This window comes from Limnohabitans sp. (assembly GCF_046052765.1).
Classification (GTDB): Bacteria; Pseudomonadota; Gammaproteobacteria; order Burkholderiales; family Burkholderiaceae_C; genus Limnohabitans.
Genome location: NZ_JAVLFQ010000058.1, coordinates 1 through 13,512, shown reverse-complemented (window position 1 = coordinate 13,512; position 13,512 = coordinate 1). Strand labels below are relative to the sequence as shown.

At 42.3% G+C, this 13,512-nt stretch carries 10 protein-coding genes, 2 tRNA genes and 1 pseudogene; 3 read left to right on the top strand and 10 right to left on the bottom strand.

The annotated features are described in order from the left end of the window. The 4 genes and pseudogenes from AC9UG7_RS08180 to AC9UG7_RS08165 all read right to left on the bottom strand — a co-directional run. Positions 1-663, bottom strand: a pseudogene (locus AC9UG7_RS08180) (hypothetical protein); the annotation flags it as partial. A gap of 72 nt (positions 664-735) precedes the next feature. Then, positions 736-1,026, bottom strand: coding sequence for a hypothetical protein (locus tag AC9UG7_RS08175; RefSeq protein ID WP_509586425.1), 291 nt, complete (start codon positions 1,024-1,026; stop codon positions 736-738). 174 nt (positions 1,027-1,200) lie between these two features. After that, a complete protein-coding gene (locus AC9UG7_RS08170) occupies positions 1,201-3,396 on the bottom strand; it encodes a caspase family protein (RefSeq protein ID WP_509586423.1) in 2,196 nt (731 codons plus the stop codon). Next, complete coding sequence (locus AC9UG7_RS08165; protein WP_509586421.1) at positions 3,393-4,442, bottom strand: hypothetical protein; 1,050 nt, start codon at positions 4,440-4,442, stop codon at positions 3,393-3,395. Before AC9UG7_RS08165 ends, AC9UG7_RS08170 begins: the two co-directional genes overlap by 4 nt. 443 nt (positions 4,443-4,885) lie before the next feature. On the opposite strand from AC9UG7_RS08165, the gene AC9UG7_RS08160 reads away from it, so the two are divergent. Then, on the top strand, positions 4,886-5,386 hold the full coding sequence (locus AC9UG7_RS08160) for a hypothetical protein (protein WP_509586419.1): 501 nt from the start codon (positions 4,886-4,888) through the stop codon (positions 5,384-5,386). Positions 5,387-5,570: 184 nt separating this feature from the next. After that, positions 5,571-5,900, top strand: a complete 330-nt coding sequence (locus AC9UG7_RS08155) for a DUF6641 family protein (RefSeq protein WP_509586417.1) — start codon at positions 5,571-5,573, stop codon at positions 5,898-5,900. A gap of 58 nt (positions 5,901-5,958) precedes the next feature. On the opposite strand, the gene AC9UG7_RS08150 is transcribed toward AC9UG7_RS08155, so the two are convergent. Together AC9UG7_RS08150 and AC9UG7_RS08145 are read right to left on the bottom strand one after the other, a co-directional pair. Next, positions 5,959-7,695 (bottom strand): caspase family protein, encoded by a 1,737-nt coding sequence (locus AC9UG7_RS08150; protein ID WP_509586415.1) that lies wholly within the window; start codon positions 7,693-7,695, stop codon positions 5,959-5,961. 22 nt (positions 7,696-7,717) lie between these two features. Then, positions 7,718-9,418, bottom strand: a complete 1,701-nt coding sequence (locus tag AC9UG7_RS08145; RefSeq protein WP_509586413.1) for a caspase family protein — start codon at positions 9,416-9,418, stop codon at positions 7,718-7,720. Positions 9,419-9,570: 152 nt separating this feature from the next. Here AC9UG7_RS08145 and AC9UG7_RS08140 point away from each other — a divergent pair, with 152 nt between their 5' ends. Further along, positions 9,571-10,071 carry a hypothetical protein gene (locus AC9UG7_RS08140; RefSeq protein WP_509586411.1) on the top strand — a complete coding sequence of 167 codons (501 nt, stop codon included), beginning with the start codon at positions 9,571-9,573 and terminating at the stop codon, positions 10,069-10,071. A gap of 532 nt (positions 10,072-10,603) precedes the next feature. Here the strand turns inward: AC9UG7_RS08140 and AC9UG7_RS08135 are convergent. The 4 genes from AC9UG7_RS08135 to AC9UG7_RS08120 form a co-directional block, all read right to left on the bottom strand. After that, positions 10,604-10,677 (bottom strand) — tRNA-Cys (locus tag AC9UG7_RS08135). Between the two features lie 41 nt (positions 10,678-10,718). After that, positions 10,719-10,794, bottom strand: a tRNA-Gly gene (locus AC9UG7_RS08130). A 51-nt stretch (positions 10,795-10,845) separates the two neighbouring features. Beyond that, a complete protein-coding gene (gene lon, locus AC9UG7_RS08125) occupies positions 10,846-13,263 on the bottom strand; it encodes an endopeptidase La (protein WP_509586409.1) in 2,418 nt (805 codons plus the stop codon). Positions 13,264-13,317: 54 nt separating this feature from the next. Then, positions 13,318-13,512: ClpB D2-like domain containing protein (locus AC9UG7_RS08120; protein WP_509586407.1), on the bottom strand; the 195-nt coding region annotated here is incomplete at its 5' end.

Genomic DNA, 13,512 nt, shown 5'->3' with positions numbered 1-13,512 from the left:
ATCTCGTGACTGTTGAACTTTGACACTTGCAGGGTTCAATCTTGGTATTGCTGGTCGGGAGTCAACAACTTGTCGGGCAACAGTGACAGTTGTTGAGTCTGTATTACCGAAGACATCTCGTGCTGTGATTGAGTATGAATTGTTTTCGCCAACACGAGCTACTCGTTTGATGATGTAGTTGCCGTCTCGTTTGCCACCAAGTTCTTCACCATCAATTTTGAGACTTGCTGTATCTGCACCTGTTTGAATGGTGATTGTGAAGTCACCATTACCATCTGGTTGCGATGCACTACCTTTTATAGCAATGCGACTTGATTTCTTCTCTTGTTCTCTTTGTTCTTTCTCAGCGTCAAATCGGCGCTTTTCTTCAGTTACCTTTCTTGCTTCTTGGTCTCTCAGTGTCTTCTCTGCTTCAAACTTTCGCTTTTCTTCAGCCAATCGTTGACGCTCTTTTTCGAGTTCATATCGTTCAGGGTTTAAGTATTTATCCGGTATTGAATTATCTTTAAAAATTGCTGGACTCTCACGCCCACAAACTGTAGTTGCAATACATCTTCCTGTTGAACAGTCTGTAACTGCACGACATTCTTGTGAAAACAGATTTCCGAGGCACATGAAATATGCCAAAAACACAATGAGAAAGATACGAAATGCCTGCCTCATGTGATTTAGCTAGAGTGGTTTTCCGGGTGAACAACCATAGGTAACAAATAAGATAGTTGTTTTCAAGGGAACTCACTTAAAAGGTTTTATTCTTTCTATTGTGAAAAGTGATCCATTAATATGCAGTTGAGCATTCTGACTGCCATCACAAATTGTTGGAGTAAAAAATCTAAATTCTAGTTTCCCGTCAGGTATACCACCATATAACCCGATAGTTCCTAAATTTTTACCATCTTTAGATACTAACAATACTGTTAAACCAATTTTCTCAAACTGCAACCCTGCAACAGGCAAACAGGTTTCAGCTTTGACTGATACCGCAAAAAACAAAGCAATAAAAGGAATTACTAAACTGAATTTCATATTTTACCTCTTTAAAAAAATAAGCAATTAAGGATGTTTTTTCCACAGAATTTTAAGACCTTTTGTAAGCATGGATACTTCTCTTCGAGCCTCTTTGATTACTTGCATTCTGGGTGTACGAGGCGAAAAAATTGCTGTTAATAGTTATCACCGTGTTCTCAAAATTTAAATAGTTTAGCGTCCGACCAACACTCTTTCTGCATCCCCAAATAGCTGAGGTTGCTGCTTGCGGTTCATCCCCATTGCTTGCCTGCCAACCATTTCAGTCAGGTATTCCTGCATCTCCGATGCTGTGATCTTGCCGTCTTTGCTCAAATCCGCGTCACCCTCCATTCCTTTCATCAGAAAGTAACTGAAGATGCCATGCTTCAAGTCTGGGCTAGCTGAGGAAATTTGATCATTTGACGATGCCGAGATGACAGTGAAGTTGGGGGGATAAGCAGATTCATGGGCTTTTATAGCAATAGGTCTTGCACCGACCAAAAGGGTTTCACCTCCCCTCGTTTGACCGCTGTAGCAACTGTCAATGAACATAGTCACGGTTCGCGGTTGGACAAATAGCAATGAGGCTATGAGCTCTTGTTGATTGATAGCGGTTTTCTCTACAAAGTCCTTGTCAACACCCCATGGCAACAAGTACAAGGCGCTTCCATCCTGAGAAGGCATTCCATGACCGCTGAAAAATACAAAAATGTCTGACTTGGTTTTTTGGGTTTTCAACGGCAACCAATTTTGGAAAGCGCGATAAATTTCTGCCGCATCTGCATTTTCATCGACCAACAATTTGATGTTATCAGGCCTGATACCAAGTGCCCTGACTGCATAATCATAAAAAGCACGGGCATCATCGTTTGCATAGTCAGCTTTACTCAAACGTTTATATTTTTCAACACCAATGATTATGGCAACGGCTTCTGAGTTCGACTTATTGAGTTTGATATTTTGCGGGCGAAGTTCACTTACAGCTCGGGGACTGGAGGAAGCAATGTTCCGGTTGATACTTACCACTTTGACCGCTTTATTACCAAAAGAGTCAATTGCTGTGATCTTGTATTGAGTTTCACCATCTATTTTGGGAATCCGTGCAACGGAATATTGACCATCAACACTGGCTCCAAATTCCTCAGCATCTACCTTCAAACTGATTAATGCGCGATTGGATTTAATTTTCAAGGTGGCGACGCCATCTTTATCAGGTGAGTTGATATCAACATTCAAGTTCAGAGATTTTTTTGAATCGAAGGATTTATTTTCAATATCTTTTCCTATAACTAATTCAGTTTTATTTTGATTCATTGAATCAATGTCGTTGACATTGATTTTTTTACTCTTGACCAACAAATCATCTTTCCAAATACCTTCTTGATTTGGTTTGCCATCTCCATACGAAAATATGCCTCTGCCATTTTTCAAGCCATCGACCACTTCTCCTTCGTAGCGATCGTTGGTTTTTTTGTTGGTAATAACAGCATAACCGTTGGCTTTACCGTTTTTGAAAGAGCCGTCAATCACAATTCCTTGGGTCACGTTGTTAAGAATCCCACGACCTTCGAATGTCAAATAATAGGCCTCTCCAGAATAAATGATTTTGGACCCTGTTTTAGTCTCCATTTCAATAATTCCAAATAAATTCATTCCATCTTTTACTTCTGCCTTGAAAGTAGCTCTATACCCCTCAAAAATTGCAACGCCTTCAACAAAGCCTGACATTTGTCCATTTTTAAAATCACCTTTGACTTTGTATTCAACCAATTTATCAAATCGAAGATCAATCTCACCATAACCGCTCAAAAAACCATTGTCACAAGCACCATTCCAATTAAGCTTAGGATTATTTAATTGGGAAATATTTTCTACTTTTGCATAAAAAATAAATTTACAACCTGATGCACTGCTGACTGCAATTTCTTTAAATTCTTTGGCATACTTAGATTTATTCTCTTTCACGTTGACCGTTAAATTGGCATCTAATAGTTCACCGAATTGCCATTTGCCCTCCTTCAAAATCTTCCCATCTTTGGAAATTTCCAATCCTGGACCATGTAATTTATCGCTCTTCCAACTTCCAATTAGACGATTCCCATTAGATAAATAATATATTCCCCTTCCATCTCGTTTTCCATTAAGTATTTCGCCGATATATTTAGATTGATCGGAGTAAAATAATTCAGCATCACCCGATGAATTGCCATTTTTAAAAAAAGAAACTATCTTAAATATTTGTCCATTTTCAGGGTCTTTGAAAAAATATTCACCTTTGCATTGATCCCATTTCGATCTATCAATGGCAGTGCACCATTCCTGTGCTGTTGCCCCATTGACAAGGGAAATACAAGAAAATAAGCATGAAATTATTCTTCGCATCATCATTTCGATAATTCATTTATGCATAATTGGTATTGATTGGTATTTTCCTGGAAACCAAGAGCCTTGCATCTTTCAGGAATTTCTGTAATTTTAGATTTATCAGGGTACGGATTGGTTTCTTCTATATTTTCCTTGCCCTTCAAATACACGATCAGATTTTTCATCAAAGTGTCGTATTCAGTTCTATGAAAATCAAAATTTGTTGCCCCAGACCATAAGGTTATAGTGATAATTTGATTTTCCAATTCCAAAAACATTCTCAGATACTTCACTTGAAGCTTGCTACCAGTTTTTAAATTCCCAATCACTGTAAATTCGATCAATTTTTCATCGCTGATGATGACTTGAGTAATTTCGCTGGATTTAGGTGCATCTAGCACCCCTTCAAGTGTGTTTTTACTTGTTTGAGTAAAAATTTTGACATCTGTGATTTGGTTTTTGTTGGTCGCAGTGAATAAGAGTCCTGTATCAATTGTTTTATTTGTTTTGAAGAGAAAACTACCGCTATTTTTCAAGTTATCTGAAATTGGATTGTCTACCCAACCTAATGGAAACTTAAATAACTTGATCTTTTCAGTCAATGCAGATGAATTATTTTCAATTTGACTTGCTGAGATTTGCTGGCTAGATGAACTAATTTTGGCCTGTCCATTAGTAGGTAATTTGACACTTTTATTTTTAAACTCATAAAGTTCACACTGCTTTGTCTCAAAGTCATAAAGTGGTTTACCTCCTACTTTTTCGTTTTTTGCTTTTTGTAAACCTTTGTCACAAACCATCAATGCCTGTTTATCCGCCTCTTCTTGCGTCATTTCTCCAGCAATATTTCCCCAGATCCACTGCTTCGTTCCGAAGGATTTATTTTCAGAGACAAATGCTACTGCTTTTGTTTCATCTGATGTTTCAAGTGCATCAATGATTTTTTGTAATTGCGGGGGCTTAGCGAAATTGGGTATGGGAAAAAAGAAAAAAAATGCAAATGCATTAGTGTTCATGATCAAAGTCAATATCAAAATCGCTATTTTTTTCTGGATTTTCATTTTTTTCATTTATTGATTGGCAGATTCAAAAGAGTTCAAAGTTAATGGTGTCAAGGGAATTCATAGTCTCACATATTACTCATTTTCAGATGAAATGCCTAAATTGCCCGGATTTAGCAATAAGCAGCATCTAACAGATTGAAAATCCGCGTGTCAGTGGTTCGATTCCACTCCATGCCACCATATTCATTGGGTTTGCAGCAGAAAACGTGCTACAAATTTCCATAGCACGAACGTAGCACGGTTTAGGTTCTGCAAACAAAAGAAATCCTGTGGTTCTCCCAAGTGTTTTACTAAGCACTATTTGGTAGTAATGGAACTGGTTGCTTTTTGATTAAAATATTATTATCCAACTTGATGATGAAGCATTTACAATAAAATTTTATAAATTGATTTATTTAAGTTACAAATAAGATATACGATATATTAATGGAAATATTTTGGAGTTTTTTATGAAAATCACCTTTCGAAACATATTTCTATTGATAATTTTTTTTTCGTCATCATTGGCTTTCACGCAAACAACTTCAACCAAACCGCTTGAATTACCTAAATTTGTTTTGGCTTGTTCAACTGGAAATGGACCCCCTGGCTACAGAGTTGTCAGCGATGGTTCTGCAATTTACTTCGCAAGCACACTAAATGAACAAAATTTAAATTCTACAAAGAAATCAATAAACATAAAAATAAATAATAGAACAATTGAATTTGAGTTGACTTCAAGACTGAAGAAAGAATCAAAATCTGCAAGACTTCACAGGGATACATTAAATTTTATTACTATAGAAAATGATGAATTTAATTTGCAATACGAATCTAAAGAAAGAGTGTTTAACTGTCAAACAATTGAAGATTCAGAAATCACAAACACATTAAAGTCCTATTATAAAAAATCACTCATTGAAGCAGAGCAAGAAAAGAAAACGTATGAAGGTAGACCAAACAAAATATAGAGTTTGTTGAAACTGAAAAACTTTCTTACTCTTTCTTTGTAGCCAAATAAAAAGTTGTCAAAAAATAAATCAAGCCCTGCCAAACAAATTAAACAGGGCTTTTTTTATTAGGCGGCACAAGAAATCAATCGCACGTTTTAACTTTTGAAAATACACTGCTGTTGTAATAACTAAGGACGGCGCAGTGAAATTAGAAGTCACACTTGTTACTGAAAATCTCGCACACGCACGTGGTGGTGAAGTGGTGTTGTACAAGCGTGAGCGCCGCACAGTACAAGCCGTCAAGCGTGTCAAACAATGGTGGTTTGTTGCAGACACTGGCAAGGTGTGTTTGCAAGTGCGTTATGGCACACGTGTGCTGGAACTGGCAAAGGGCAAGAACAGCATTGAAGTTGGCAATGCAGCTGAGCTAATGACTGTGCTCACAGCAGTCAAAACAGCTGTGGAAGCAGGTGACTTGGATGCACAGATTGATTCAGCCAGTGCTGCTGTGCGGGAGAGGTTTGCTCAATAAGCTCTAACAAAAACCCCCGCATGTGATGTGCGGGTTTTTTCAATTTGGTGTTACTAGATTACTTGGCAACCAACACTCGCATGCCATCGCCTTGCAGTTGTGGCAACTGAGTGCGTCCATTGCGCTGAGCTTGACGAGCCACGTTGTCCGTCAAGTAGTTTTGCATTTCTTGCATGTTAATCACGCCATCTTTGTTCAAGTCAGCATCTCCTTCCATGCCCTTCATCAAGTAGTAGCTGAAGATGCCATGCTTTAGTTCTGGACTTGACCACGACATCTGTTCTGGTGCAGTAGCAGTTATCACTGTGAACTCTGGTGGGAAAGCACTTGATTGTGCTTTTAGTGCAATTGGTCTAGCACTTGCCAACAAAGTTTCACCAGTACGTGATTGTCCGCTGTAGCAACTGTCTAAGAACAAGGTGATGGACTTGGCTTGAGCTGCTTTCAGCATGTTGTTGATTTCTTGCTGACTGATGGCAGTTTTGTCTAAGAAATCTTTGTCAGCACCGTAGGGCAGCAAGTACAAGGACTTGCCATCTTCTGCTGGCAGTCCATGTCCACTGTAGAAAACATACACATCAGTTTTACCTTTGTTTACTTTTGCTGGCAACCAATTGCGTAGCGCTTTGTAAACTTCCAATTGCTCTGCATCTGCATCCACAAGTAATTTGATATTGGCAGCTGGAATTCCCAAAGCTCGCACAGCATAGTCATAAAACACTTGTGCATCAGTGTTGGCATATTCTGCACGTGCCAAACGTTTGTAATCTTGTATGCCAATGATGATGGCTACAGCATCACGCTTGGAGTGTTCTTTTACGTTGTTGGGATTTAACTGTGTGAACACTGGTGCTGAATCAACAGCTTTGCGTGTGACAGTAACCGTTTTAGTGTCTGTATTCCCATTGCTGTCTGTGGCAACAATGGTGAAAGTAGTTGGCTTGCCAACCATAGCAAATTTCTTTATTGAATACTTACCAACGCTATCGCCACCTTGTTCCTCATCGTTAATTTTTAATGATGTGGTACTTACATTGGATTGAACTGAGATGTACACAGCGCCAGCGGCATCTGGCTCTGTGGCAGTGACTTGCAGCGCGATTGTTTGCGCTCGCTTTGCTGTCGTTTGTGAATCTGTAGGCTTGTTAACTGAATTGGTTTGAGCAGTGGTAATTTGCTTGGGCAATACAGGGTCAAGCTCACCTCCACAGTTTTTATAGTTATTGGCTAAGCATTCTTTTGCTAGGCTTTGAGCTCTTGCAAGCTGCTGAGTTGTCATTTGGGTAGACAGTGAATCTCGTATTTTTGGTGCGTCGTCATTACCATTTTTTGCTGAAAGACGTAACCACATTTGAGCACGTGCAAAGTCTTTAGCTACTCCATAACCTTCTTTATACATTAGCCCAAGGAATAACTGAGACTCTGCAAGACCTTGTGCAGAAGATAATTTAAACCAATACTCAGCTTCAGTGTAATTTTGAACAACTATTTCTCCACTGAAATATTGCAATGCGAGTTTAAACTGCGCCGTTGATTCTCCTTGTAGAGCTGCCAACTTAAACCAGCGCATGGCTTCAATATGGTTTGTCTCAACACCTAGCCCGTGATAAAACAAACTTCCAAGCATGCGTTGAGCTTTTGCATTTCCCTTAGCCGCTTCATTTTCATATTTTATAAATGCTGTTAAATAGTCCTTTTTGTCATACGCAGCATTGCCATCTTCTAAATCTCCAGCTCGCGCAATATTCGTACATAGAAATAATGCTGCAAGTAGAACAGTGAGTAGTTTGAACATAGTTTTAAATCAAATTAAAAATTCATCGCCCAACCAGCACTCTGTCAGCATCGCCAAATAACTGTGTGTTCTGTGTGCGGTTCATGCCCATTGCTTGTCGCCCAACCCTGTCAGATAGATAACGCTGTAGCTCGCCTGCTGTGATTCTTCCATCCTTGTTCTCGTCCGCATCACCTTCCATACCCTTCATCAAGTAAAAGCTAAAGATGCCATGTTTCAAATCAGCACTGGCTGATGACAATTGGTCAAATGCAGATGCAGTGATGACTGTGAAATCTGGTGGATAGGCTTGCTCATCAATTTTAGGCGCAAGTGGTTTGATACCAGCTACGAGTGTTTCACCATTTCTTGTTTGTCCACTGTAGCAGGCATCAATAAACAAAGTAACTGACTTGGCTTGTGCTGTCTGTAAAGCTGCAATAAGTTCCCTTTGCTTGACAGAGGTTCTATCAAGGTATTGTTTATCCACATTGAAAGGCAAGAAATACAAACCTTTACCATCTTGACTGGGGAAACCATGTCCGCTGTAGAAAACGTAAACATCAGTTTTGCCTTTGTTTACTTTGAGGGGCAACCAGTTTTGAAATGCACTCAATATTTCAATATCGCCAGCACCTTCATCCACAAGTAGTTTGATATTTTCTGGTTTGATGCCTAGCGCACGATTTGCGTAGGTATAAAAATCTTTGGCATCTGCATTTGCAAAATCAGCTTTGGCAACACGTTTGTAATTCTCAATACCTACGATGATTGCCACAGCATCTCTTGATTGTTTTACTTGTACGTTTGCTGGATTTAATTTTGGTACCGTAGGAGCTGAGTCAGCAACTTGTCTTACGACAGAAATAGTTTTTGAGTCAGTATTGCCATATACATCCCTAGCTGTAATTGTGTAAACATTTTGTTCGCCCACGCGAGCCACACGACGAATTACATAGTTGCCATCTCGTTTTCCACCTTGCTCATCTCCATCAATTTTGAGACTTGCAGTATCAGCTGCTGTTTGAATAGAAATAGAAAAATCACCATTGTCATCTGGTTGAGTGGCTGATGCAGTTATAAAGATGCGACTGGTTTTTCTTTCTCGTTCACGCTGTTCTTTGTCAGCATCAAGCCTTCTTCTTTCTTCTGCTAACAGTTGGCGGTCTTGTTCTAGTTGTGATTTTGTGAGGTCAGATTCAAGTCTTTGATTATCAGTAGTAGTAGGAATATTGTTTTGAGCTTTACTTAAATTTTGATTTCCTTTTGAGGGCTCATAAGAAGATATTGGTTGCCCATTTTTAAAATCAGCTTCCAATCCATTACTTAACTTTCTTACACCCTCGTGTAATCTTCCATTTACAAATACTCCTCTTTCTTCGCTTCCAAGAGAATGAATAAAATATCCATTGCCATGAAAGAAGCCATTTATCCACTGTCCTTTGTAGCTCGAGCCATCAGCAAATATGATTTCTCCGTACCCATTTGGCTTGTTAGATTTCCACTCACCAGTATATATATTCGCATTGCCCTTTATCCTCTGATTTTGATAGCCATACCTTACACCATTGCTACCTCCCTTTGGGAAATAATCAAAAGTCTGAGAGCCAAAACAATTGTTCCAATAATAATAACCATTATTATCAAGTTGGCAGTGCGGGAGATTGCTTATAGTATCTGCATAAGAAGAACTGTAAATCAATAAACCAAGTATTGTGAATAATGATAGTAATCGTGTAAACATCTAATTAATTTCAGGTTGTTGTATTACTCCAAGCCAATATCAACTAATTTTACTGGCGCCAATACTGTTTCATAGCTTAGCTAATTTACTCCCATCACATCATTTTCACAACAGTATTAAACATGATAAGTACTTGTGAGGATGATAAGAATATGAAAATAAATGAATTCGCCAGTGCTGCTGACACACTGGCACTTTGGAAGATGATAAGTGACAACACTTGGACTGCTGTGGCGCAGCAAGCAGAGGCTGAGGCAAAGCAAAAGGCAGAACGTGCTGCTGCGCGAAAGTCTGCCAGCAAGCGCGGTGCTGGCACAAGCACTGCCAAACCTGCACCACCCAAACGCTTGCCCCCACCATTGCAGCATGTGACAGCACCCGTGCCCAAAGCTGATGAAAAAACCGCATCAGCAAATAAGCCACAAGCACACAAAGCTCAAGCTCACAATGCTCAGCCACCTAGCGCACAGCAAGCGCAGCCCACAGCCAAGCCCGCGTTGAGCACAGCAACACCAGCTGCAAACACAGCCCGCAGTGCAACAGCTGCTGTGCCGCAAGGCGTAGGTGCTGCACGTGCAGCAGCTGCTCAGCCCGCGCTGTCAGCACCCTTGCCCAACACCAGATTCAAAGCAGTCAGCGCACCTCGTGCTTAGTCTCAATTTAAGACTAACAGCGCAGCCCCACAGCTGCACAGCGTCACTTAAGTAACGCTGCTTGGCAAATGTGCACAGCTGTGGTAAAGTGATTTATGCGATACAAAAGTATTGCAAAAAAGTGTGGTTTTTGTGTAGCACGTTCTGTAGCACGTGACACGAAACCCTGCTGCAAGCCTCGAAAACATTGAGGATTTGGGCGCCACGTGTGTTGGATTACCCCGTGGGAGGCAGCACAACGACTGGGAGAATCAGATTTCGGCAAATCAGCCCCACCACAGCCCCACATGGCGCTTGGCAGCATCTAACAGTGAGAGAACCTTGGCTTGGTTCAAATCTAGCGCCTACGGTCGTTATGAGGCCGTTATAGAGGCTTGCTGGCATGAACTACGAAGCCTTGATTATTCAAATCAAAATTACGCCTTGATGAATTGCGTACCAAATAGACGCTCCGCTGGCTACATGGTGGCTACATGATCTACTTAACTCGAATTAAGTTAGCAATTACTTCGGTTTAAAGACTTATTTAATATGGAGGCGCGAGCCGGAGTCGAACCGACCTACACGGATTTGCAATCCGGTGCATAACCGCTTTGCTATCGCGCCGTTATCGAGAAAAAAGGGAAGCTGCTGCTTCCCTTTTTATTTGGAGCGGGAGACGAGTCTCGAACTCGCGACCTCAACCTTGGCAAGGTTGCGCTCTACCAACTGAGCTACTCCCGCATGAGGGGCAAAGTATAGCCTATAAATGGCTGGTTTTGCCGCTGTGATGAATCAATGTTTGACCGCCACTGTGGGTACATCCTCTACTTTTGCAGCCACAGGAACTTCGGCCTCTTCCTCAGGTATGGGCGTAGGCATATGTTCCAGCGCTATTTCCAGAACCTTATCCAGCCACCGCACGGGCACGATTTCCAGATTGGCTTTCACATTGTCAGGAATTTCCTGCAAATCTTTGACGTTCTCTTCGGGAATTAATACTGTTTTAATTCCGCCCCTCAGTGCGGCAAGCAGTTTTTCCTTCAGACCACCAATCGCGGTGACTTCGCCGCGTAAAGTGATTTCGCCGGTCATGGCAACGTCACTGCGCACGGGTATGCCAGTGAGTGCGGACACTATAGCCAAGGTCATGGCCGCACCTGCGCTTGGACCGTCTTTAGGCGTAGCGCCGTCTGGCACGTGAATATGAATATCAGTTTTCTCAAAGGATGAAGGCTTGATACCTAGCGCAAGGGCACGGCTTCGCACCACGGTGCGCGCGGCTTCAACCGATTCCTTCATGACATCACCCAAAGAGCCGGTCCGCGTGATGGTGCCCTTGCCAGGCATGGTGGCTGCTTCGATGGTGAGCAAATCGCCACCCACCTCTGTCCATGCCAGTCCCACCACTTGACCCACCTGGTTTTGTTGCTCTGCACGACCATACGTGTATTTGCGCACGCTGAGAAAGTCGTTCAAGTTCTCTGCATTGACTTTGACCAAAGGCTTGAGTGACTTCAGTAACAATGCCTTTACCACCTTACGGCAGATCTTTGAAATTTCCCGCTCAAGCGAACGCACACCTGCTTCGCGCGTGTAATACCGCACGATATCGCGAACCGCAGATTCCTCAATCAGCAATTCTTCTTCCTTGATGCCATTGTTTTTCAACTGCTTGGGAATAAGGTAACGCAAGGCGATATTGATTTTTTCGTCCTCGGTGTAACCAGACAATCGAATGACTTCCATGCGATCGAGCAAGGCTGGCGGAATATTCATGGAGTTGGAGGTCGCCACAAACATCACATCACTCAAGTCAAAATCCACTTCGACATAGTGATCGTTGAACGTATTGTTTTGTTCAGGGTCCAACACCTCTAGCAATGCACTTGAAGGGTCACCTCTGAAATCTGAGCCAAGCTTGTCGATTTCATCCAGCAAGAACAGCGGATTACGCGTACTCACTTTGGTCAGGTTTTGCATCACCTTGCCAGGCAATGCGCCAATGTAGGTGCGTCTGTGACCACGAATTTCCGCTTCGTCACGCATTCCACCCAGCGCCATGCGGACGTACTTGCGTCCTGTGGCTTTGGCAATGGATTGGCCCAGTGATGTTTTACCAACCCCAGGAGGGCCGACCAAACACAATATAGGTGCTTTGACTTTATCGACGCGTTGCTGGACTGCCAAATATTCCAAGATGCGGTCTTTGACTTTTTCAAGGCCGAAATGGTCTTCGTTCAACACAGCCTCGGCATTCATCAAATCATGCTTGATCTTGGTTCTCTTGCTCCAAGGCAGGTTGACCATCACATCAATGTAATTGCGCACCACCGTGGCCTCAGCCGACATGGGGGACATCAATTTCAATTTCTTCAATTCAGCATCGGCTTTTTTACGTGCCTCTGTTGGCATGCGGGCTGCCTTGATCTTTTTCTCAATCTCTTCGATGTCAGCGCCCTCTTCGCCTTCGCCAAGTTCTTTTTGAATGGCTTTGACCTGCTCATTCAAATAAAAATCACGTTGATTTTTTTCCATCTGACGTTTGACGCGTCCGCGAATACGCTTATCGACGTTCAAAATATCCACTTCTCTTTCGAGCTGTGTAAATAAATTATCCAAACGCCCTTTGACTTCGGGCAAGTCCAGCACCGCTTGCTTATTTTCAAGCTTTAACGGCAAGTGAGCAGCAATGGTGTCAGCCAGTCGACCGGGGTCGTCAATGCTGGCAATAGATGTCAAGATCTCAGGCGGAATTTTTTTGTTCAACTTGACATACTGGTCAAACTGCTGCATGACCGCTCGGCGCAAGGCTTCTACTTCGGTGTCCGTCTCTGAGGAAGGGGCGAGGTTGACAGGGGTAAGGTTACACACAAAATGCAAAGGGCCATCTTCAATGTGATTGACGACGGCGCGTTGCTGCCCCTCGACCAGTACCTTGACCGTGCCATCGGGCAATTTGAGCATTTGCAAAATGGTCGATACACAACCGACCTGGAACATATCTGCGACTGCAGGTTCATCTTTGGCCGCAGTTTTTTGAGCTACGAGCATGATGCTACGGTCAGCACCCATCGCAGTTTCTAAGGCCTTGATGCTTTTAGGTCGCCCCACAAATAAAGGAATGACCATGTGAGGAAACACCACGACATCGCGCAATGGCAACATGGGCAGATCAATCGGCTCTGAAGGCAAATGGGTTTGTCCGGACATGGTCAAACTTCCAATCAAAAAAATGGGCTGGATACTGACCAGCCCGTTAGGGAATCAAGCCTTTTTAGCGGCCTCTCGGTACACCAGCAAAGGGGGTTTGTTTTCATCGACAGTAGACTCTTCCACCACGACTTTTTCCACATTGCTGGAGTTGGGTAACTCAAACATGGTGTCAATCAGCGATTGTTCAATGATGGAACGCAGTCCGCGCGCACCTGTTTTGCGGTCCAGCGCCTTTTTGGCGATAGC